The sequence below is a fragment of the Aeromonas sp. FDAARGOS 1416 genome (assembly GCF_019048085.1).
In the GTDB taxonomy this organism is placed as follows: Bacteria; Pseudomonadota; Gammaproteobacteria; order Enterobacterales; family Aeromonadaceae; genus Aeromonas; species Aeromonas veronii.
Genome location: NZ_CP077301.1, coordinates 4,334,691 through 4,354,397 on the forward strand (window position 1 = coordinate 4,334,691; position 19,707 = coordinate 4,354,397).

General features: G+C 57.8%; 22 protein-coding genes. 16 read left to right on the top strand and 6 right to left on the bottom strand.

Annotation, left to right across the window (positions count from 1 at the left end):
- Positions 1 to 36: 36 nt before the first annotated feature.
- The 3 genes from I6L46_RS19780 (at position 37) to I6L46_RS19790 (ending at position 3,788) form a co-directional block, all read left to right on the top strand.
- Positions 37 to 1,662: an iron ABC transporter permease gene (locus tag I6L46_RS19780; protein WP_216976867.1), complete on the top strand. Its 1,626-nt coding sequence runs from the start codon at positions 37 to 39 to the stop codon at positions 1,660 to 1,662.
- An 82-nt stretch (positions 1,663 to 1,744) separates the two neighbouring features.
- Positions 1,745 to 2,779, top strand: coding sequence for an ABC transporter ATP-binding protein (locus I6L46_RS19785; RefSeq protein ID WP_216976869.1), 1,035 nt, complete (start codon positions 1,745 to 1,747; stop codon positions 2,777 to 2,779).
- A gap of 103 nt (positions 2,780 to 2,882) precedes the next feature.
- Entirely contained in the window at positions 2,883 to 3,788 is a 906-nt protein-coding gene (locus I6L46_RS19790) for a Dyp-type peroxidase (protein WP_216976871.1), read from the top strand.
- A 90-nt stretch (positions 3,789 to 3,878) separates the two neighbouring features.
- On the opposite strand, the gene argR is transcribed toward I6L46_RS19790, so the two are convergent.
- Positions 3,879 to 4,349 (bottom strand): transcriptional regulator ArgR, encoded by a 471-nt coding sequence (argR, locus tag I6L46_RS19795; RefSeq protein ID WP_005340378.1) that lies wholly within the window; start codon positions 4,347 to 4,349, stop codon positions 3,879 to 3,881.
- Positions 4,350 to 4,550: 201 nt separating this feature from the next.
- Here argR and I6L46_RS19800 point away from each other — a divergent pair, with 201 nt between their 5' ends.
- The 6 genes from I6L46_RS19800 to I6L46_RS19825 all read left to right on the top strand — a co-directional run bounded on the left by I6L46_RS19800 (position 4,551) and on the right by I6L46_RS19825 (position 9,510).
- Positions 4,551 to 5,291: an ATP-binding cassette domain-containing protein gene (locus tag I6L46_RS19800; protein WP_128816452.1), complete on the top strand. Its 741-nt coding sequence runs from the start codon at positions 4,551 to 4,553 to the stop codon at positions 5,289 to 5,291.
- Positions 5,292 to 5,315: 24 nt separating this feature from the next.
- Positions 5,316 to 6,053: a transporter substrate-binding domain-containing protein gene (locus I6L46_RS19805; RefSeq protein WP_019445594.1), complete on the top strand. Its 738-nt coding sequence runs from the start codon at positions 5,316 to 5,318 to the stop codon at positions 6,051 to 6,053.
- Positions 6,054 to 6,056: 3 nt separating this feature from the next.
- Positions 6,057 to 6,707, top strand: coding sequence for an arginine ABC transporter permease ArtQ (artQ, locus tag I6L46_RS19810; protein ID WP_064337352.1), 651 nt, complete (start codon positions 6,057 to 6,059; stop codon positions 6,705 to 6,707).
- A gap of 3 nt (positions 6,708 to 6,710) precedes the next feature.
- Positions 6,711 to 7,373, top strand: a complete 663-nt coding sequence (gene artM, locus I6L46_RS19815) for an arginine ABC transporter permease ArtM (RefSeq protein ID WP_005348902.1) — start codon at positions 6,711 to 6,713, stop codon at positions 7,371 to 7,373.
- A gap of 221 nt (positions 7,374 to 7,594) precedes the next feature.
- Positions 7,595 to 8,530: a malate dehydrogenase gene (gene mdh, locus I6L46_RS19820; protein WP_005340384.1), complete on the top strand. Its 936-nt coding sequence runs from the start codon at positions 7,595 to 7,597 to the stop codon at positions 8,528 to 8,530.
- A gap of 395 nt (positions 8,531 to 8,925) precedes the next feature.
- Positions 8,926 to 9,510: a tetratricopeptide repeat protein gene (locus I6L46_RS19825; RefSeq protein ID WP_204481277.1), complete on the top strand. Its 585-nt coding sequence runs from the start codon at positions 8,926 to 8,928 to the stop codon at positions 9,508 to 9,510.
- Positions 9,511 to 9,609: 99 nt separating this feature from the next.
- On the opposite strand, the gene hmpA is transcribed toward I6L46_RS19825, so the two are convergent.
- Positions 9,610 to 10,803 carry an NO-inducible flavohemoprotein gene (gene hmpA, locus I6L46_RS19830; RefSeq protein WP_216976872.1) on the bottom strand — a complete coding sequence of 398 codons (1,194 nt, stop codon included), beginning with the start codon at positions 10,801 to 10,803 and terminating at the stop codon, positions 9,610 to 9,612.
- Between the two features lie 111 nt (positions 10,804 to 10,914).
- Here hmpA and I6L46_RS19835 point away from each other — a divergent pair, with 111 nt between their 5' ends.
- On the top strand, positions 10,915 to 11,382 hold the full coding sequence (locus tag I6L46_RS19835) for an Rrf2 family transcriptional regulator (RefSeq protein ID WP_216976874.1): 468 nt from the start codon (positions 10,915 to 10,917) through the stop codon (positions 11,380 to 11,382).
- Between the two features lie 43 nt (positions 11,383 to 11,425).
- On the opposite strand, the gene I6L46_RS19840 is transcribed toward I6L46_RS19835, so the two are convergent.
- A complete protein-coding gene (locus I6L46_RS19840; protein WP_058058355.1) occupies positions 11,426 to 12,706 on the bottom strand; it encodes an HlyC/CorC family transporter in 1,281 nt (426 codons plus the stop codon).
- 42 nt (positions 12,707 to 12,748) lie between these two features.
- Positions 12,749 to 13,537 (bottom strand): inner membrane protein YpjD, encoded by a 789-nt coding sequence (ccsA, locus tag I6L46_RS19845; protein ID WP_005340390.1) that lies wholly within the window; start codon positions 13,535 to 13,537, stop codon positions 12,749 to 12,751.
- 202 nt (positions 13,538 to 13,739) lie between these two features.
- Here ccsA and ffh point away from each other — a divergent pair, with 202 nt between their 5' ends.
- From ffh to rplS, 5 genes are all read left to right on the top strand, one after another.
- A complete protein-coding gene (gene ffh / locus I6L46_RS19850; RefSeq protein WP_005357987.1) occupies positions 13,740 to 15,116 on the top strand; it encodes a signal recognition particle protein in 1,377 nt (458 codons plus the stop codon).
- Between the two features lie 177 nt (positions 15,117 to 15,293).
- Positions 15,294 to 15,542 carry a 30S ribosomal protein S16 gene (gene rpsP / locus I6L46_RS19855; RefSeq protein ID WP_216976877.1) on the top strand — a complete coding sequence of 83 codons (249 nt, stop codon included), beginning with the start codon at positions 15,294 to 15,296 and terminating at the stop codon, positions 15,540 to 15,542.
- A gap of 24 nt (positions 15,543 to 15,566) precedes the next feature.
- Entirely contained in the window at positions 15,567 to 16,088 is a 522-nt protein-coding gene (gene rimM / locus I6L46_RS19860) for a ribosome maturation factor RimM (protein WP_005340394.1), read from the top strand.
- A 34-nt stretch (positions 16,089 to 16,122) separates the two neighbouring features.
- Complete coding sequence (gene trmD / locus I6L46_RS19865; protein WP_005340400.1) at positions 16,123 to 16,872, top strand: tRNA (guanosine(37)-N1)-methyltransferase TrmD; 750 nt, start codon at positions 16,123 to 16,125, stop codon at positions 16,870 to 16,872.
- Between the two features lie 32 nt (positions 16,873 to 16,904).
- Entirely contained in the window at positions 16,905 to 17,252 is a 348-nt protein-coding gene (rplS, locus tag I6L46_RS19870; RefSeq protein WP_005313505.1) for a 50S ribosomal protein L19, read from the top strand.
- Between the two features lie 108 nt (positions 17,253 to 17,360).
- Here the strand turns inward: rplS and I6L46_RS19875 are convergent, their stop codons facing one another.
- Together I6L46_RS19875 and mutH are read right to left on the bottom strand one after the other, a co-directional pair.
- Complete coding sequence (locus I6L46_RS19875; protein WP_005348910.1) at positions 17,361 to 17,684, bottom strand: isoamylase early set domain-containing protein; 324 nt, start codon at positions 17,682 to 17,684, stop codon at positions 17,361 to 17,363.
- Positions 17,685 to 17,764: 80 nt separating this feature from the next.
- The gene (gene mutH / locus I6L46_RS19880) at positions 17,765 to 18,439 is read right to left on the bottom strand and encodes a DNA mismatch repair endonuclease MutH (RefSeq protein WP_216976879.1); all 675 of its coding nucleotides are present in this window, start codon (positions 18,437 to 18,439) and stop codon (positions 17,765 to 17,767) included.
- Between the two features lie 733 nt (positions 18,440 to 19,172).
- Here mutH and rppH point away from each other — a divergent pair.
- Positions 19,173 to 19,700 carry an RNA pyrophosphohydrolase gene (rppH, locus tag I6L46_RS19885; RefSeq protein WP_005340421.1) on the top strand — a complete coding sequence of 176 codons (528 nt, stop codon included), beginning with the start codon at positions 19,173 to 19,175 and terminating at the stop codon, positions 19,698 to 19,700.
- Positions 19,701 to 19,707: the final 7 nt, after the last annotated feature.

The window sequence follows — 19,707 nt, forward strand, 5'->3', positions numbered from 1 at the left end:
GATGGGGCCAACGGCCCCATCAACATCTGTGGTCTCATGAAAAATTTTGGATGGATGACCGGCAGCTGGGCCATCGCCCTGCTGCTGGGTTTACCGGTTATAGCCCTGCTTTTCTCTGCCTTCTCGGCTGAGGGGGAGCTGTTTCGCCACCTCGCCGATACCGTGCTGCTCGATTATCTGGGCAATACCCTGGGGCTGGTGGTCGGCGTAGTATTGCTCAGCTTGCTGTTTGGCGTGCCTACCGCCTGGCTGGTGGCCATGTGTCAGGTACCGGGGCGGCGCGCCCTGCAGTGGGCTTTGATGCTGCCAATGGCCATGCCCTCCTATATCGTCGCCTACGTCTATACCGACCTGCTCGACTACTCGGGCCCGCTACAAGCTGGGTTGCGAACACTCTTTGGCTGGAACAGTCCGGTCGATTACTGGTTTCCGGCCATTCGCTCCCTTGGCGGCGCCGCCTGGGTGCTGGCGCTGGTGCTGTTCCCCTATGTCTATCTGCTGACCCGCGCCTCTTTTCTCGAGCAGTCAGTCAGCCTGATCCACTCCAGCCGCCTGCTCGGCTGTACCCCGTGGCAGAGCTTTCGTCGTCTCAGTCTGCCGCTGGCGCGCCCCGCCATCATGGTGGCGGTATCGCTGGTGGCCATGGAGACGTTGGCTGATTTTGCCACCGTCCACTTCTTTGCCATCAACACCCTGACCACGGCGGTCTACGACACCTGGCTTGGCTATGGCAGTCTGGCCACCGCGGCCAAACTCTCCTGCCTGATGCTGCTGGCGGTGGTGCTGCTGATCGCGCTGGAGCGCCGATCGCGCAGTCGGCAGCAGGTGTTCCAGAAGTCCATGGGCCATGAGCAGCCGCTGCGCTATCCGCTCAAGGGGATTGGCCGTTGGTTGGCCTGTCTCTGGTGCTGGGGGCTGGTGCTGGCCGGTTTTGGCCTGCCATTCGTCATCCTGCTCGATTACGGGGTGCGTTACTTCGAGTTGTCGTGGACGCCGGAGTTTGTCCGCTTTGCCGGCAACAGCTTGGCTATCTCGGCGCTGACCGCTCTGCTGGCGATGGGCATCGCCCTGCTGCTCGGCTTCTTCCGTCGCCTCGATGGCGGGATAAAGAGTTTGTTGCCCCTGCGCATAGCCGCCATGGGCTACGCCATGCCGGGTACCGTGCTCGCCATCGGGGTGCTGGTGCCGCTCACCGCGCTCGACTTTGCCATCAACGATCTGGCCGAGTGGCTCGGGCGTCAGGGGCCGGGCTTGCTGCTGACCGGTACCATCACCGCCATCGTGTTCGGCTATCTGGTGCGCTTCGTGGCCATCGCCATCGGCTCGGTGGAGAGCAGTATGGGCAAGATCTCCCCCAGTCTCGACATGGCAGCCCGCTCCTTGGGGCTGGGGGATGGCGGCATGCTGCGGCGGGTCCATCTGCCGCTGGTGCGCCGGGGTTTGTTTGCCGGTGCCATGCTGGTATTCATCGAATCCATGAAGGAGCTGCCCGCCGCCCTGCTGCTGCGGCCGTTCAACTTCGATACCCTGGCGACCCACGTCTATCAGTTTGTCTCGGATGAGATGCTGGAGCGCGGCGCGCTGGGGGCCATCGTCATCGTGCTGGTGGGGCTGTGGCCGCTGATCTGGGTCAACCGCACTCTGGACAGTTCGGGCCACTGAGTCGCCGCGTCGGTCAATGAAATTGCATGCGGTGTGCTGAACCGAAAGGCAGTGCGCCGCCAGAAACGAGAGGAAGTCAGCCTTGTCCTGTTTGCAGGTTGAAAATGTCAGCTGCCGTTACAACGGCCGCAATGTGCTGGAGCAGCTCTCCCTGACGGTGGCAGACAACGAGATCGTCTGCCTGCTGGGAGCCAGTGGCTGCGGCAAGACCACGCTGCTCAAGGCCATCGCAGGGCTGCTACCGTTGGCTGAGGGCTCGATTCGCCTCGGCGATACCCTGCTCGACGGGCCCGGTGCCAGCGTGCCGCCCGAGGTGCGCAATATCGGGATGATCTTTCAGGATTACGCCCTCTTTCCCCACCTGACGGTGGCCGACAACGTCGGCTTCGGTCTGACCAAACTCGACCGCAGTGCCCGCCAGCAGCAGGTGGACGAGGCGCTGGCGCTGGTCAATCTGCAGGGGCTGGGGGAGCGCTATCCGCACCAGCTCTCCGGCGGCCAGCAGCAGCGGGTAGCCATCGCCAGGGCGCTGGTGTGCAAGCCGCGGCTGATGCTGCTGGATGAACCCTTCTCCAACATCGACACCCAGGTGCGGATGAAGTTGATCCTCGAGATCCGCGCCTTGCTCAAGCAGCAGGGGATCGGCGCCATCTTCGTCAGCCACAGCAAGGAGGAGGCGTTCGCCTTCGCCGATCGGCTGGCGCTGTTTCGCGCCGGTCATATCGAGCAGGTGGGTCAGCCGGAGCAGCTCTATCGCCGCCCGCAAAACCGTTTCGTGGCGGAGTTTCTCGGCGGGGTCAACTATATGGCCGCCGAGGTGGTGGACAGCCACTGTGTGCAGACGGCGCTCGGGGTCATCTGTGGCAGCGAGCCTCATGGCCGGGCGGTGGGCGAGCAGTTGCAGCTGATGCTCAGACCCCAGCAGTTGTTGCTGGAGAGCGCCGCAGATGGCGAGCTCAAGGTGGTGGAGCAGCAGTTCCTCGGCCACCACTGCCGGGTGCTGTTCGAGTGTGGCGATCTGCAGCTGGAGGCAAGCATTGGCGAGCCCCTTGATGGGATGCGGGCACGGATCAAGGTTGCACCCCATGGGCTGGTGTTGTTTGACCCTTTGCCCTGAACGCGTGATATCGTCGTGAAATCAAAGAACTGGATCCACTCTGGTTTATAATCGCGCAACGCAAATAGCCCGTAACGCTAACGCCTACTCAGGGGAGAGATATATGAAAGCCCAAGCCGGGATCTGCGCAGAGCCGAATCTGCACGCCCTCTATCTGATGTTCAATCGCACCGGCGATGCCGCCGAGCTGGTCGGCAGTCTGGCCAAACTGCCCGCCTTGTGGCAGGTGGTCGCCGCCGATTTCCCTGATGCCAGTTTCAGCGGTCTGGTCGCCGTCGGCGCCGATGCCTGGGATGGTCTCTACCCTGCCGCCCGTCCGCCTCAGTTCCGCAGCTTTATGGCGCAATCCGCCAACGGTCAGGAGGCCCCCAACACCCCGTTTGATCTCTTTATTCAGCTGCGCGCCGATCGGGTGGATGTGCTGCACCACGCCGGTCACCGAGTGATGGCACTGCTGGCCGGACTGGTCGAGCTGGCCGAAGAGGTGCGCGGTTTCCGCAATCTGGATTGCCGTGACCTGACCGGTTTCGTCGATGGCACCGAGAACCCGCAGGATGAACACCGTGCCGAAGTGGCGCTGCTGGCTGATGGCGAGTTTGCTGGTGGCTCCTACATTCACGTCCAGCGCTGGGTCCACGCCATGAGCGACTGGGAGAAGCTTGCGCAAAAAGAGCAGGAAGACATTATCGGTCGTACCAAGCCCGACAATATCGAGTATGAGTCTGCCGCCAAACCGCTGACCGCCCACATCAAGCGGGTCAATCTCAAGACTCCGAAGGGAGAGTCCATGGAGATCCTGCGCCAGAGCATGCCCTGGGGCACCATGACCGAGCAGGGGCTCTACTTCATCTCCTGCTGCCGCACACCGCAGCACTTCAACGCCATGCTGGCCAGCATGTACAAGGGGGAGGGTAGCCACTTCGACCACCTGCTGCGCTTCACCAGGGCAGTGACCGGCGCGGCTTTCTTCGCCCCATCGGAGGGTTTTCTGATGGCGCAGGGCAAATAAGCCCGCCTGACGAAGCTGCAGAAAACAAAAATCCCGGCCTTGGCCGGGATTTTTCGTTCTGGCATGACCGCGATGAGGCGGTGGCCACCATTACGGGGTCTGTTCGAACAGCTCGAGGGCGGAGAGATAGAGCTCTTCGATATCGGTATCGCTGGTCGGGGTGATGAAGATGGTGTCATCACCGGCGATGGTGCCGAGGATCCCCTCTGCCTTGCCGAGGGAGTCGAGCAGGCGGGCGATCAGCTGGGCTGCGCCCGGGCTGGTGTGGATCACCACCAGTGCGCCGTTGTGATCGACGTCCAGTACCAGATTCTTGAGCGGGCTGGAGGTGGTGGGCACGCCCAGTTCCACCGGCAGGCAGTAGACCATCTCCATCTTGGCATTGCGAGTGCGAACGGCGCCGAAGCGGCTCAGCATGCGCGATACCTTGGACTGGTTGATGTTCTCGAAGCCCAGCTCTTGCAGGGCGGTGACGATTTCTGCCTGGGAGCCAAAGCGCTCTTCTTTCAGCAAGGCTTTAAAGGCCTTGGCCAGTTTTTCTTGCTTGTCGTTGTGTTTCATCTTGGTCTCACGAATGAGGAGGTGTGGCGGCCTGTGCGATACAGGCGGCAGATACGAACAGCGGGGCCATTTTGCATTCATATGCCGTTTTTTGCAAGGAAGCGGCGCTTGTTCTGCATATTGATTCAAAAATGGCTTGCATCAACCTTTATTAGGGATAGAATCGGGATGAAATTTTGAAAACTTATTCAATTGGGCTGTATGGGTATTGAATTAATAGGTATCGAGAAGTCCTGGCACAAGGTGCCGGTTCTGCAACAGGTCAGCTTTCGGACATCCCCCGGTGAAACCTTGGTGTTGCTGGGCCCGAGCGGTGCTGGCAAGAGTTCCCTGCTACGGATGATGAACCTGCTGGATACCCCGGATGCGGGTGTTCTGCGGATTGGTGAAAGTGAATTTTCTTTCCCGAACTCCCTCTCTGCTGCCGAATTCAACCGCCAGTCCCAACTGCTGCGTCGCAAGGTGGGGATGGTGTTCCAGCAGTACAATCTCTGGCCACATCTCACTGTGATAGAGAATCTGATTGAAGCGCCGGTCAAGGTGCTCGGCATGAGCAAGGAGGCCGCCATCGAGAAGGGGACCTTCCTGCTGGCCCAGCTGCAACTGGCCGACAAGCGCGATGCCTGGCCGGCACGTCTCTCCGGCGGTCAGCAGCAGCGGGTGGCCATTGCCCGTACCCTGATGATGGACCCGGAAGTGTTGCTGTTTGACGAGCCGACTGCCGCCCTCGATCCCGAGATCACCAAAGAGGTGGCCGAGATCATCCGCAACCTGAGCCAGACCGGCATTACCCAGGTGGTGGTGACCCACGAGGTCGACTTTGCCCGCAAGGTGGCCAGCCAGGTGATTTATCTGGAGAAGGGGCGGATCATCGAATCCGGCACCGCCGCCATTTTCCAATCCCCGCAAACCAGCCGGTTTGCCGAATTCTTGATGCATTGATATTGAATCGATAAGGAAGCTGTCATGAAAAAGAGTCTGTTGTTGGTTGCTGCCATGGGCCTGTTGAGTACCTCCGTCATGGCCAAAGAGATCAAGTTCGCCACCGAGGCCACCTACGCACCGTTCGAATACCTGGATGACAAGAACGAGTTTCAGGGTTTTGACATCGATCTGGCGCGCGCCATCTGCGAGCAGGCCAAGCTGGAGTGCAGCTTCCATAACCAGGCCTTTGACAGCCTGATCCCCAGCCTGAAATTCCGTCGCTATGATGCAGCCATCGCCGCCATGGACGTGACCCCGGAGCGCTCCGCGCAGGTCGATTTCTCTGACATCTATTACGAGAACTCGGCAGTATTCGTCGCCAAGAAAGGGGCCTTCAAGGGGCCGGAAGAGATGGTCGACAAGACAGTCGGTGTGCAGAACGGTACCTCTCACCAGTCCTATCTGGTGGATAACTGGGTGAGCAAGGGCCTGCTGACCGTGCCGTACGCCAGCTACCAGAGCGCCTTCCTCGACATGATGAATGGCCGTACCGACGGTGTGTTTGCTGATACAGCTGTCGCAGCCGACTGGCTGAAGCAACACAAGGAGTATGCGGTGGTGGGGGCGCCGGTGACCGATGCCAAGTACTTCGGTACCGGCTTTGGCATCGCGGTCGCCAAGGGCAATCAGGAGCTGCTGACCCAGCTGAACAAGGGGCTGGCCGAGATCAAGGCCAACGGCACCTATCAGAAAATCTTCGACAAATACTTCGCGCAGTAAGCCATGTTGAGCCTGTTGTTGGATGCAGCCTGGATGACCCTCGGGCTGGCCTTGGCATCACTGGTCGGGGGCATGGTATTGGCACTGGCGTTCAGTGCCGCCGAGCTCAGCAAGCAGCGTGCATTGGTCTGGCCGGTGGCCACCCTGACCACGCTGATCCGTGGCCTGCCCGAGTTGCTGGTGGTGCTGTTCATCTACTTCGGCTCGACCCAGGTGCTGTTCCTCCTCACTGGCGAGTATGTGGAGTTCAGCCCGTTCGCCTGTGGCGTGCTGGCGCTCTCCCTGCTGTTCGCCAGCTATGCGACCCAGACCCTGCGGGCGGCGCTCAATGCGGTGCCTTCAGGTCAACGGCTGGCGGCGCTGGCGCTGGGTTTGAGCAAGAGCCACATCTTCTTTCGCATCGTGTTGCCGCAGGCGTGGCGTCACGCCCTGCCGGGCCTCGGCAACCAGTGGCTGGTATTGCTGAAAGATACCGCGTTGGTGTCGCTTATCGGGGTGAACGAGATGATGCGTCAGGCGCAGATGGCTTCGGCCAGTACCTATGAGCCTTTCACCTGGTATGCCGCCGCCGCCCTCATCTATCTGGCCATCAGTCTGGTGAGTGAATATGGCCTCGGGCTGGCTGCCCGCTACACTCGCCGCTACGGAGGCTAACTGATGCAAGAGTATCTCGTTACGTTGCTGGGCGGTCTGGTCACCACGCTGGAGCTGACCCTGTTCAGCCTGCTGCTGGGGATTGTGTTGGCAGCCCTGATGACCTGGGTGCTGGAGCTGCGCCTGCCGGTGGCGACCCAGCTGGTGCAGCTGTGGGTGCTGCTCTTTACCGGTACGCCGCTGCTTATTCAGATCTTCCTGATTTACTACGGGCCGGGCCAGTTCGAGTGGCTGAAAGCCAGCCCGCTTTGGCCGCTGCTCAAGCAGCCCTGGTTCTGCGCCGTGCTGGCGCTGGGCCTCAACACGGCGGCCTATTCCACCCGGTTGTTCAAGGGGGCGCTCGATGCCATCCCGGCCGGTGAGGTGGAGGCGTGTCGTGCGCTTGGTTTTAATGGCCGCCAGACCTTGTGGATGAAGGTGCGCCACGCCGCCCGTCATCTGGTGCCTGCCTACTCCAACGAGGTGATCCTGGTGCTCAAGGGGAGCTCCCTCGCCAGTACCATCACCATCATGGACATCATGGGGCTGGCGCAGGGGTTGAACGCTCAGACCTACGATACCCTGGCGGTGTTCGGGGTGGCTGGCGGGCTTTATCTGGCGATGAACGGATTGTTAACAATTGGTTTTCGCTGGTGTGAAAAACGGGCGCTGGCATTCCAATCATGAGACCTTCAAATCTACCTCTTTATGGTAATGGGAAGTGCAGAAAAACTGTGCTTCTCCTCCAACTTTTTGTATTTCCCTCCAATTTTTGCTCCCGCGTGTTTCGTGGCTCACAGAACCCGTGACTGCAACTGTTATCAGATTGTTTTTTATGGGGGGATCCATTAAGGTTGGGCGCACAACAACAAACAACCTTAAACCTACGCTTAAACATGGAGTTGATCATGAAAGTTGCCGTTCTGGGTGCCGCTGGTGGCATCGGTCAAGCCCTCGCTCTGCTGTTGAAAAACCGTCTGCCGGCTGGCTCCGAGCTGAGCCTGTATGACATCGCCCCGGTTACCCCGGGTGTGGCCGTTGACCTCAGTCATATTCCTACCGACGTCGCCATCAAGGGCTTCTGCGGTGAAGATCCGACTCCTGCGCTGGTTGGGGCCGATGTGGTGCTGATCTCCGCCGGTGTGGCACGCAAGCCGGGGATGGATCGCTCCGACCTGTTCAACATCAACGCCGGTATCGTCAAAAATCTGGTCGAGAAGTGCGCGGCCACTTGCCCGAAAGCACTGATCGGCATCATCACCAACCCGGTCAACACCACTGTGGCTATCGCCGCTGAAGTGCTGAAGAAAGCCGGTGTCTATGACAAGCGTCGCCTGTTCGGTGTCACCACCCTGGACGTGATCCGCGCCGAGACCTTCGTGGCCGCTGCCAAAGGGTTGAACATCGACAAGGTTCGCGTCAATGTGATCGGTGGTCACAGTGGCGTCACCATTCTGCCGCTGCTCTCCCAGATTGAAGGCGCCTCCTTCACCGCTGAAGAAGTGGCTGCCATGACCAAGCGCATCCAGAATGCCGGTACCGAAGTGGTTGAAGCCAAGGCCGGTGGCGGTTCTGCCACTCTCTCCATGGGTCAGGCGGCGTGCCGTTTTGGTCTCTCCCTTATCAAGGGTCTGCAGGGCGAAGCCAACGTTGTCGAGTGCGCCTACGTTGAAGGCAACGGCGAGCACGCCACCTTCTTCGCACAGCCGGTACTGCTGGGCAAGAACGGCGTCGAAACCGTACTGGATTACGGCAAGCTGAGCGCCTTCGAGCAGGAAGCGATGGAAGGCATGCTGGCTACCCTGAAAGCCGATATCCAGCTGGGTGTCGATTTCGTCAAGTAAGCGGGTCAACCGTGCCAACAAGGGAGCTTCGGCTCCCTTTCGTATTGATGAGATCCGCCCGGCAGGCTAAGGGGATGGGGCTTGGTGCCGATAACAGAGTGCAGCAGGAGATCCTTATGATGAAACCCCTTACCCTTCTCGTTCTTGTCGGTGCATTCACCGCGCCCCTCTATGGTGCCGAGGCGGTATCGGCTGCCGTATCGAGCGATGCCCCTGCAGCAAGTGCATCGGTACCGACCGCAAGCAGTGCTGCGGTGGCAACGGCGCCTGTCTCTGCTGCTACGCCTGCGACCTCTGAGGCAGCCCCCGTCTTGCTCCCGGCCGAGCCGGTCACGCCCGTTGCCAGCAGTGGCGAGGGGGCCGCGCCGCTGCCAAAACCGGTGGAACCTGCTGCTGTGGTTGCGCCTCCCGCACCTCTGGCCGCAGGCGAGTTGCAGGCGGTGCCGCTCTATCGTCAGGACGAGCTGCTCAACTGGATTGAGCAGGGGCGCCACCTCACTCAGGTGAAGCAGGATCGCTGTCAGCTGACTCAGGATATCGAAGCGCGTGCCTCGGTGATGAAGATCCCGGCCTATCAATTCCTCTGGGGGGATATGCTGGCGTGGGGTGTCTGTACCAAACCCAATGCCGAGCTCGGGGTGCAATATATGTGGGAGGCGGCCAATCAGGGGTTGGCTCCGGCGCTGGAGCAGTTGGGCCGCTACTACTGGAAAGGAACTTTGGTGCAGAAGGATTTGGTGCGAGCCGAGACCCTGATGCGCGAGGCGGCCAGCCTCGGTTTTCTGCGGGCTCGCATCGAGTGGGTCGAAATGCTGCTGCAGGGGATGGGTAGTCCGCTCGATTATGAGGATGCCTATCGCTGGCTCCATGGTTCCGTCATCGGTGACAAGGTGCTGCACCAGAAGGCGGCGAGTCTGCTCAGCCGTCTTGGCAACCGGATGCCGGCCAACGTGGTGGCCCGCGCCAAGGCGATGCACTGATCCAAAAAAATGACCCACAGATCTGCACCTGTGGGTCCGGTTCCAGCCGCCGTGCCATGACAGGCCGGAACCTCCCTCTGTTATATGGCTGCCTGCGCCTTAGAGATCTTGGTGGGGGCCAAAAACTTCGTAATGGAGCTGCCCCGCTGGCACCCCAGCCGCCAGCAGCTGCCGCTTGATCTCCTGCATGAAGCCGACAGGGCCACAGAAGTAGTAGTGGGCCTCTGGCGTGATGCGCTCCTTCACGGCAGTCAGATCCATGGTGCCGGCCAGGTCGTAATCTTCACCCTGTACATCGCTGGCCTCCGGCTCCCGATACCAGACCCGGCTCAGCAAGTTGGGATGCTGGCGGGATTTTTGCTGAATATCCTCCCGGAAGGCGTGTACAGCGCCCTGTTCGCAGGCGTGCAGCCAGGTGATCTCGGCCTGATGAGTACTTTCCAGCAGCTGGTTGAGCATGCTCATCATCGGCGTTACGCCGACACCGGCTGAGAGCAGTACCACCGGGGTCTGGCTGTCGGCTTTCAGGTAGAAATCGCCGGTAGGGGGCATCACCTCGATCTTGTCACCCGCCTGCAGGTGATCGTGCAGCAGGTTGGAGACCTGACCCTGCGGCTCACGCTTGACGCTGATGCGGTAATCCTGCCCGTTGGGGGCATCGGAGAGGGAGTATTGGCGGATTTCCTGATATTCCAGCTCGGGGTGAACCAGCTTGATGCTGAGGTATTGGCCCGGTTTGAAGGTCAGTACCGGCTTGCCATCTTCCGGCGCCAGCAGGAAGGAGGTGATGAGGTCGCTCTCGGCTCGCTTCTCCTTGATGATGAAGGTGCGGGTACCTTGCCAGCCGCCATCCTGATTGGCCTTCTCCTGATAGATCTCCTGCTCGCGGCCGATGAAGATGTCGGCCAGCACGCCATACGCCTTGCCCCATGCCTCCAGCACCTCGTCGGTGACCGCACTTCCGCCCAATTCTTTGAGCGTGGCCAAGAGATGACTACCTACAATGTGATATTGTTCCGGCTGGATCAGGAATCCGGTATGTTTGTGCGCAATCCGCTCGACTGCACCGGCGAGAGCCCCCAGATTGTCGATATTCTTGGCATACGCGGCGACTGCATTGAACAGGGCCAGCGGCTGGCCGCCACTGCGTTGGTGGGCCAGGTTGAAGATATCTTTCAGCTCCGGGTTATGGCTGAACATCCGCTGGTAGAAGTGCTGGGTGAGGGCAGGGCCTGCCGATTCGAGCAGCGGAATGGTGCTTTTGATGACGGCAACGGTGGTTTGATCTAGCATAGGGGCCTCGTTCTAATTGAACATATAAAATGTCATTTAATAAGTGGCATCCTAGATGTTTATTTGATTTGAATCAATACTCCACTTTTCGCATCGCGCTAATCAGGTTTTATGAGACTAACCAGTTATACAGATTTTGGATTGAGAGCCCTGCTCTATCTTGCCACCCTGCCGGAAGGGGAGTTGTCGAGCGTTGCCAAGGTATCGGCCCTGTATGGCGTTTCCCGCAACCACATGGTGAAGGTGGTCAATCAGTTGGTGAAGCTGGGCTATCTGCAATCCCAGCGGGGCAAGAATGGCGGTATTCGTATGGCTTGCGATCCCGCCACCATCAATATCGGGCAGGTTATCAGGGCGCTGGAAGGCAATCTGGACGGCATTGACTGCGGCTCACCCACTTGCCACATCGTCTCTGTCTGTCTGCTCAAGAGTGCGCTGAAAGAGGCGATGGATGCGTTTCTGGCGGTGATGGACAGCTATACGCTGCAAGACCTGCTGGCCAACCGTGACGAGCTACAGAGGGTGTTTGGCGAGTTGATCCCGACGCTGGTGCTGGAGCCGGATGATGAAGATGAATAGTGACGATGAGCAATAGAAAAGGGCTGCCACTGGCAGCCCTTTTTCAATCTTGCGAATCCGACTCCGCCCGATACGATGCTGGCATGATCCGCGCCATCTTGACCATGTTGTTCTCCACATCGAGGATCTCGATAGGATAACCGGCCAGCCGGATCCCGATGTTGGGCTGGGGGATCTCTTCCAGATATTCGAGGATCAGACCGTTGAGGGTACGCGGGCCGTCGATGGGCAGGTGCCAGTTCATCTCCTTGTTCAGCTCACGAATATTGGCTGAGCCTTCGACCAGATAAGAACCATCTGACTGGGGATGGATCTCGTCGCTCGGTGCAGGCGTCATGGAGGTGGTGAAGTCGCCGACGATCTCTTCCAGAATGTCGTCCAGAGTGATTAGCCCCTGAATATCGCCGTATTCGTCGACGATCAGGCCAATTCGCTCCTTGTTGCGCTGGAATTTGGCCAGCTGCACGTTGAGCGGCGTTCCTTCCGGAATGAAGTAGATCTCGTCTACTTCCCGCAACAGGCTCGATTTATTGAACTGATCCCTGGCTACCAGTCGCAGGGCATCGCGCGCGTGTAAAAATCCGACAACGTCGTCGATATTGTCGCGATAGAGCAGGATCTTGGTGTGAGCGCAGTGGGCCAGCTGGCGCTGGATGCTCTTCCAGTCATCGTTGATGTCGATGGCGTAGATATCGCTGCGTGGCACCATGATGTCCTCGACCAGCATCTTGTCGAGATCCAGAATACTCAGCAGCATCTCCTGATGACGCTGGGGGATCAGGTTACCCGCCTCATTGACGATGGTGCGCAGCTCCTCGGTGTTGAGGGAGTCATCCTTGTTGGGATTGATCTTCAGCATCTTGAGCAGGCCGCTGGTGATGCCGTTGATCAGCCAGACCAGCGGTGAGAGCGGCACCATCAGCCCCTTGAGGATCCAGGAGGCGGGATAGGCGATCTTCTCCGGAAACATGGCGGCCAGGGTCTTGGGGGTCACTTCACCGAATACCAGTACCACCAGGGTCAGGCCGAAGGTGGCAATGGCGACCCCGAGATCACCAAACAGCCGGATACAGACGATGGTGGCGATGGCGGAGGCGAGGATATTGACCAGATTGTTGCCGATCAGGATCAGCCCCAGCAGGCGATCGGGGCGGGCGAGCAGTTGCTCTACGCGACGTGCGGCTTTGTGTTTGGTCTGTGCCAGATGCCGCAGTTTGTAGCGGTTGATGGACATCAGGCCGGTTTCGGAACTGGAGAAAAAGGCGGAAAGAAGGATCAAGATAACGAGAACAATCAGTAATGTACTCGTTGAGATGCTGTCCAAAAAGGGCTCCTGTTGGATGGTATGGCTAAAAGAGTATAGGTGTCAGCTCAACAGCACTTCTTTGACGAAGCGACTGCCAAAGTAGGCAAGAGTCAGGATGAAGCTGCCGATGAGACTGAGCGTGATGACTTTGCGGCCGCGCCAGCCATAGGTGTGATGACCCCACAGCAGCAACACGTAGACACACCATGCCAGGATGGAGAGCACTGCCTTGTGAGACTTGCCCTGGGCGAACATATCTTCGAGGAAGAAGAGGCCGGAGGCGATGGAGAGTGTCAGCAGCAGCACCCCTGCAGAGATCAACTGAAACAGTCGTTTCTCCACCGTCATCAGTGGCGGCATGGCTGGCAAGTTGCTGATTTTTCGAGATTTAAGCTGCTTGTCCAGACAGGCGAGCTGCAGCGCAAACAGACAGGCGATCATCAATACCGAGTAGGCCATCAGGGCGAGGCCGATGTGCAGCAACAGCTGGGGATGGGCCTCCAGATGGGTTATGTAGCGACCCGGGATCAAGGCGCTGGCAGCCAGCAGCAGGGCCGAGAAGCTGTAGACCACCGGTAGCAGGATCCAGCCGTTGAAGCGGCGGGTTACGCAGGTCATGAAGCAGCTGATGATGAGGCTGACCAGCGAGGCAACGTTGAGCATGCTCAGGTTCTGGCCGTAACTCTGCAATACCTCTGAACCGAGGGCGCTGGCGTGGGCGATCAGGGCCAATCCGATACAGGCAAACAGGGAGCGCTGTCCCACCGGCTTGGCGCTCAGTAACAGATGCAGGGAGGCGATGATGGCCAGCAGATAAAACGCCAGGGCCAGAACAGAGATTACGATCATAACCAGGTCGTTGTTGCACAAGCTTTTGAGGGTAAGAGGGGCAGTATACCTTGCACGAGAAGTGCTCGCCAGTTGTGCAACGGCCGATCTGCCCATATATAGGGAGAAGGTCCCTGCTGCTGCGGTGCGGTGAATAATCGTCCTCGCGCCCGCTCTGGGTTATAATGCCCCCAATTTATTACGCCAAGAACCGGAATCCGTCATGTTTGAGAATTTGACTGAACGACTCTCGCGCACCTTGCGCAATGTCAGTGGCCGTGGTCGCCTGACCGAAGACAATATCAAGGAAACCCTGCGTGAAGTCCGCATGGCGCTGCTCGAGGCGGATGTCGCCCTGCCGGTCGTGCGTGATTTCGTCGCGCGTGTCAAAGAGCGCGCAGTAGGGCAGGAAGTGGCCAAATCCCTGAGCCCGGGCCAGGCATTCATCAAGATTGTGCACGGTGAACTGGTCACCGTAATGGGGGAGGCCAACGAACAGCTCAACCTGGCTGCCCAGCCGCCTGCGATCATCCTGATGGCCGGTCTGCAGGGGGCCGGTAAGACCACCACGGTTGGCAAACTGGCCAAGCTGCTCAAAGAGCGTAGCAAGAAGAAGGTGCTGGTAGTCAGTGCCGACGTCTATCGTCCGGCGGCGATCAAACAGCTGGAAACCTTGGCCAATGACATCGGTGTCGACTTCTTCCCAAGCGATGCCAGCCAGAAGCCGGTCGATATCGCCACCGCCGCCATCGATCAGGCGCGCAAGAAATTCTATGACGTGGTGATCGTCGATACTGCCGGTCGTCTGCACGTTGATAGCGAGATGATGGCCGAGATCCAGGATCTGCATGCCACCATCAAGCCGGTCGAGACCCTGTTCGTGGTCGATGCCATGACCGGTCAGGATGCCGCCAACACCGCCAAGGCGTTCAACGAAGCGCTGCCGCTTACCGGTGTGATCCTCACCAAGGCGGATGGTGACGCCCGTGGTGGTGCCGCCCTGTCGGTGCGCCACATCACCGGCAAGCCGGTCAAGTTTATCGGTATGGGTGAGAAGACCGATGCGCTGGAGCCGTTCCACCCGGATCGTCTCGCCTCCCGCATCCTCGGTATGGGCGATGTGCTCTCTCTTATCGAAGAGGTCGAGCGCAACGTCGATAAAGAGAAAGCGGCCAAGTTGGCCAGCAAGGTCAAGAGTGGCAAGGGTTTCGATCTGGAAGATTTCCGCGAGCAGCTGGCCCAGATGCGCAACATGGGCGGCATGATGGGGATGCTCGACAAGCTGCCCGGCATGTCCGGGCTGCCGGATAACGTTAAAGATCAGATGGATGACAAGCTCACTGTGCGAATGGAGGCGATCATCAGCTCCATGACGCCCAAGGAGCGCGCCCATCCCGATCTCATCAAGGGGTCCCGTAAACGCCGTATCGCCGCAGGTTCCGGCATGCAGGTGCAGGACGTGAACAAGCTGCTCAAGCAGTTCACCGAGATGCAGCGCATGATGAAGAAAATGTCCGGTAAAGGCGGCATGCGCAAGATGATGAGCCAGATGAAGAACATGATGCCCCCCGGTTTCGGTGGCGGTCGCGGCCCGTTCTGATCCGGCCTGCGTGTTGATGGGGGTCTGCTGCGGCAGGCCCCTTTTCATTGCCGCTCTGCGCAAAAAGTGGCTGGCTTGGTTGCAATTATTACGAATCCAAGTAGAATTACGCGGCTTATTTTAAGCTAGGGTCCGCGTGTTTGCGGGCCTTGTTCATTAGATGTTAATGAGGACGATATGGTAACCATTCGTTTACAACGTGGTGGCGCGAAAAAGCGTCCGTTCTACCAGGTAGTAGTTTCTGACAGCCGTTGCGCCCGTGACGGTCGCTTCATCGAGCGCGTTGGTTTCTTCAACCCGGTTGCTGCTGGTCAAGCTGAAAAGCTGAACCTGGACCTGGCTCGTATCGAGCATTGGGTTGCTACTGGTGCCGCTGTTTCTGAGCGCGTTGCCAAGCTGATCAAAGACGCTAAAAAAGCTGCTTAATCAGCCCAACGGTAAGGAGTTAAGGTGGAAAAACCTGTAGTTCTGGGCACCCTGGGTACCGTTTATGGCATCAAGGGCTGGCTTAAAGTGAACTCCTTCACCGATGTTGCCGAAGCGATTTTCGATTACAACCCCTGGCTGATTAATCAGAACGGGGCGTGGCGTGAAATTCGGGTTTCATCCTGGAAACGTCACAATAAGGGTCTGATCTGCAAACTCGATGGTATCGATGTGCGCGAAGATGCCCTGGCATTGACCAATGTCGAGATTGGCGTACCCGCCGATCTGTTGCCTGCGTTGCCTGAAGGTGAGTTCTACTGGCGTGACCTGATTGGTTGCTCCGTGGTGACCACCAAGGGATACGACCTGGGCAAGGTGACCGAATTGATGGAAACCGGCTCCAACGATGTGTTGGTGGTTGAGGCCAATGTAAAAGATGCCTTTGGTGCAAAGGAGCGGTTGATTCCGTTCCTGGAAGAGCAGGTGATCAAGAATATTGATCTGACTGCTCGAACAATCGAAGTTGATTGGGATCCTGGTTTCTAGTTTCCCGCGCTAACACGGGTGCCGGAGGTTTCTTATGTGGATTGGGGTCATTAGCCTCTTCCCTGAAATGTTCCGAGCCATTACCGAGCACGGGGTAACGGGTCGGGCCGTCAAGAGTGGCCTGCTGCAGATTGAGTGCTGGAACCCCCGGGAGTTTACCCACGACAAACACCGTACGGTCGATGATCGTCCTTATGGTGGTGGGCCCGGCATGTTAATGATGGTTCAGCCGCTGCGTGACGCGATTCATGCAGCCAAGCAAGCGGCGGGAGACGGGGCGAAAGTCATCTATCTCTCTCCTCAGGGACGCAAGCTGACTCAAGCGGGCGTAACCGAGTTGGCGACGAATCAGAAACTGATTCTGGTAGCCGGTCGATACGAAGGTATCGATGAACGCGTGATACAAACCGAAGTCGACGAAGAGTGGTCTATCGGGGATTACGTGTTAAGTGGTGGCGAGTTGCCTGCCATGACCCTGATCGATGCGGTTTCGCGTCTGGTCCCGGGGGTTTTGGGCGATCAGGCCAGTGCCGAGCAAGACTCCTTTACGGATGGCTTGCTGGATCATCCCCACTACACTCGGCCGGAGGTGTTGGATGGATTGGCGGTGCCCGAGGCGCTGACAAGCGGCAATCACGAAGTGATTCGACGCTGGCGTCTCAAGCAGTCGCTCGGACGAACCTGGCAAAGAAGGCCGGAACTTATTAACAACCTAGCTCTGACTGACGAGCAAGAATCACTTCTTGCCGAGTATGTCCGCGAAGTGCGTGACAGCGTTAAGTAGAGTTTTCAGTTTATCCTAGGTAAGGAAAGACAATGAGCAAGATTATTCAGCAGCTTGAACAAGAGCAACTGCGTACCGACATCCCGGCTTTTGCCCAGGGCGACACTGTACGTGTTCAAGTTCGTGTTAAAGAAGGTGGTAAAGAGCGTCTGCAGGCTTTCGAAGGCATCGTTATTGCCAAGCGTAACCGCGGTCTGCACTCTGCTTTCACCGTTCGCAAGATCTCCAACGGCGAAGGTGTTGAGCGTGTATTCCAGACTCACTCTCCGCTGATCCACAGTGTAGAACTGAAGCGTCGTGGTGATGTTCGCCGCGCTAAACTGTACTACCTGCGCAACCTGTCCGGCAAAGCTGCTCGTATCAAAGAGAAGCTCAACTAATTCGATTCGAATTGGTGTCGGTATGTCGGTAAATAGCTCGACAGGTAGTGAAAAGGCTCGCCAATGGCGAGCCTTTTTTGTATCCGTCTATTGGCTCTCTGGTTGCCGTTACTGGATGACCCGAACTACCGAGTTGTCTCGCCCGAAGGGGCCTGGCACATAGTCATCCGCTGCCCAGTCATTCTCGTAGAGGGTTTCCCCTGCCGGTGTGATGAGCTGGTAGCAATATTCAAAGTAGCCCGGGCCGTCGGTCGGCAGATTGAGGGTGGCTTTGAACTCGCCGCTCTTCATGCGTTTCAGCTCGACCGGTTGCCACTGGGTGAACTCGCCGATCAGCATCACCTGTTCTGCCCCTGCAGCCGCCTCTTTCTCTACGGCAAAGGTCACCTTGACCTCGGGCTTGGACTTCAAAAACTGTTTGATCAGTGGCATGACGCCTCCTTGTCTGTGAGTTAAAAATGGCTCCTGTCTATTTTTATACCACCATATGACAAAGATGTTGATAAGGCAGATCAAGTCGGCAAGGCAAAATAGCGTTGTAGTAGACTGTGGGTGAAGTCGATCTTGAGATAGAAGCCGCGCGGCAGGGTCATGATGGGTTGACCATCGCGGCCGATGGCGCGAGTCAGCGCCTTGTTGTTGGCCGCCTTGGGCCGCAGTTGCATCACCTGGCCGTGGCGTGCGCTGATCTGCTCCACTTCTCCCAGCACTATCATGTCCATTAGCTCCTCCCAGTCCTGACGCAGTAGCCGATCTTCCTCTTCATTCGGGCTCCACATCAGCGGCATGCCGACCCGCCGCTCGCCAACCGGGATCTCCCGACTGCCTTCCACCGGGATCCAGAGCACTCGGGAGAGCTTGTTGCGCACGTTGGACTCCTCCCAGCGCTGGCCGCTGACGCCGATCAGCGGGGCGACGCAGACGAAGGTGGTCTCCAGCGGTTTGCCTTGAGGATCCACGGGGATCGTCTTGAGTTCGATCCCCAGCTCCGGGAAGTCCTGCTCCGGCTTGCTCCCTGCGCTGGCCCCCAGTTGCAGCTCGATCAACTGACCGACCCACCCCTTGTCACGGCGCAGGTCTTTGGGCACCGCAACGCCAGCCTCGGCGGCCAGCTGCGCCAGCGTGAAGCCGGCCATGGAATAGGCGCGGCTCAATAACTCCTGCTCGGATTGGGGATTGCTTGGCATAGTTGGCTCCATCTTGCTCGCCATATTCTAACAGGGGAGGATCCCGAGAAGGATCGCTGTTTTTATAACCGATCCTGAGTGGATAAGATCAAATGCAGAGAATTTGGGGGCTATCAGTTCATCATTATGATTTTAAAGGATTTTGTCTGTTTTATCGAGCAGTAAGCCAGGTCTGGTTTGACCTCTAAATAGTTGTCCAAGGGTTTGTGCATGATGTTACACACAGTTATCCACAGAAATCTTGGATAAGTGGATGAAAGTGGGTGGAGTCGCTGATATGTTACAAAAAATTGTGAATGCCACCCCATTTTTACAGGCTAAACGGGGTAGATATTGTGCCACTCCTGTGGATAATTTCGCCTCGGTGGATCTTTGAGCAGTTGAACTTGTTCACAATCCGGATCATGGATCTGGCTCTTGGGGGAACATGGATCTAGATCCAGTTGTTTTATCTCAAGTTTATAAAAAATAATGATTTTTTATATTTTATGTCACGTGGTGATACGGAGGGGCACTTTTCGCGTACAGTTAAAAAGTACTGTATATACCCGTTTGCTAACAGCTTTATGCACAGCCTGGGTGGGCAACTTGGGGGCGCGGATCCTTGTATTTGTTTATAAGTATGTTTGAAATTGAAAGTTATTCATGAAACAGGGGATTCACTCCTTGTTTGCTGCCACGGAGTGAATGTGGAACAATCTCCTTATAGATTCAGCCTTTATAAGGTGATCACGTGATTGATGGCGACGGATTTCGTCCCAATGTCGGTATCGTGATCTGTAACCGTGAAGGACAAGTGTTGTGGGCTAAACGCTATGGGCAGCACTCCTGGCAGTTTCCGCAGGGGGGGGTTGATGATGGTGAAACGCCAGAGCAGGCCATGTATCGCGAGCTGTATGAGGAGATTGGCCTCAAGCCCGAAGATGTGACCATCATGGCCACCAGTCGTAACTGGCTAAAGTACCGTTTACCCAAACGTCTTGTCCGCTGGGACAGTTCACCGGTCTGTATTGGCCAAAAACAAAAATGGTTCCTGTTACAGCTGAATTCGGGCAAGGAGTCGCGGATCCAGTTCGGCTGTCATGGCCATCCCGAATTTGACGACTGGCGTTGGGTCAGCTTCTGGTACCCGGTGCGTCAGGTCGTCTCATTCAAGCGGGAGGTTTACCGCCGGGTCATGAAAGAGTTTGCCCCGCTGGCGATGCCAGTGCCGGCAGTGCAGGTCAACAAGAAGGATGGGCGACGCAATCGCGCCCGTTAAGGAGCAC

What these genes read in the sequence shown, in the direction of transcription:
- I6L46_RS19780 (WP_216976867.1), top strand. Translation starts at nt 37, where the DNA reads ATGAAAAATTTTGGATGGATGACCGGCAGCTGGGCCATCGCCCTGCTG.
- I6L46_RS19790 (WP_216976871.1), top strand. Translation starts at nt 2,883, where the DNA reads ATGAAAGCCCAAGCCGGGATCTGCGCAGAGCCGAATCTGCACGCCCTC.
- argR (WP_005340378.1), bottom strand. Translation starts at nt 4,349, where the DNA reads ATGAAACACAACGACAAGCAAGAAAAACTGGCCAAGGCCTTTAAAGCC.
- I6L46_RS19800 (WP_128816452.1), top strand. Translation starts at nt 4,551, where the DNA reads ATGGGTATTGAATTAATAGGTATCGAGAAGTCCTGGCACAAGGTGCCG.
- I6L46_RS19805 (WP_019445594.1), top strand. Translation starts at nt 5,316, where the DNA reads ATGAAAAAGAGTCTGTTGTTGGTTGCTGCCATGGGCCTGTTGAGTACC.
- artQ (WP_064337352.1), top strand. Translation starts at nt 6,057, where the DNA reads ATGTTGAGCCTGTTGTTGGATGCAGCCTGGATGACCCTCGGGCTGGCC.
- artM (WP_005348902.1), top strand. Translation starts at nt 6,711, where the DNA reads ATGCAAGAGTATCTCGTTACGTTGCTGGGCGGTCTGGTCACCACGCTG.
- mdh (WP_005340384.1), top strand. Translation starts at nt 7,595, where the DNA reads ATGAAAGTTGCCGTTCTGGGTGCCGCTGGTGGCATCGGTCAAGCCCTC.
- hmpA (WP_216976872.1), bottom strand. Translation starts at nt 10,803, where the DNA reads ATGCTAGATCAAACCACCGTTGCCGTCATCAAAAGCACCATTCCGCTG.
- I6L46_RS19835 (WP_216976874.1), top strand. Translation starts at nt 10,915, where the DNA reads ATGAGACTAACCAGTTATACAGATTTTGGATTGAGAGCCCTGCTCTAT.
- ccsA (WP_005340390.1), bottom strand. Translation starts at nt 13,537, where the DNA reads ATGATCGTAATCTCTGTTCTGGCCCTGGCGTTTTATCTGCTGGCCATC.
- ffh (WP_005357987.1), top strand. Translation starts at nt 13,740, where the DNA reads ATGTTTGAGAATTTGACTGAACGACTCTCGCGCACCTTGCGCAATGTC.
- rpsP (WP_216976877.1), top strand. Translation starts at nt 15,294, where the DNA reads ATGGTAACCATTCGTTTACAACGTGGTGGCGCGAAAAAGCGTCCGTTC.
- trmD (WP_005340400.1), top strand. Translation starts at nt 16,123, where the DNA reads ATGTGGATTGGGGTCATTAGCCTCTTCCCTGAAATGTTCCGAGCCATT.
- rplS (WP_005313505.1), top strand. Translation starts at nt 16,905, where the DNA reads ATGAGCAAGATTATTCAGCAGCTTGAACAAGAGCAACTGCGTACCGAC.
- I6L46_RS19875 (WP_005348910.1), bottom strand. Translation starts at nt 17,684, where the DNA reads ATGCCACTGATCAAACAGTTTTTGAAGTCCAAGCCCGAGGTCAAGGTG.
- mutH (WP_216976879.1), bottom strand. Translation starts at nt 18,439, where the DNA reads ATGCCAAGCAATCCCCAATCCGAGCAGGAGTTATTGAGCCGCGCCTAT.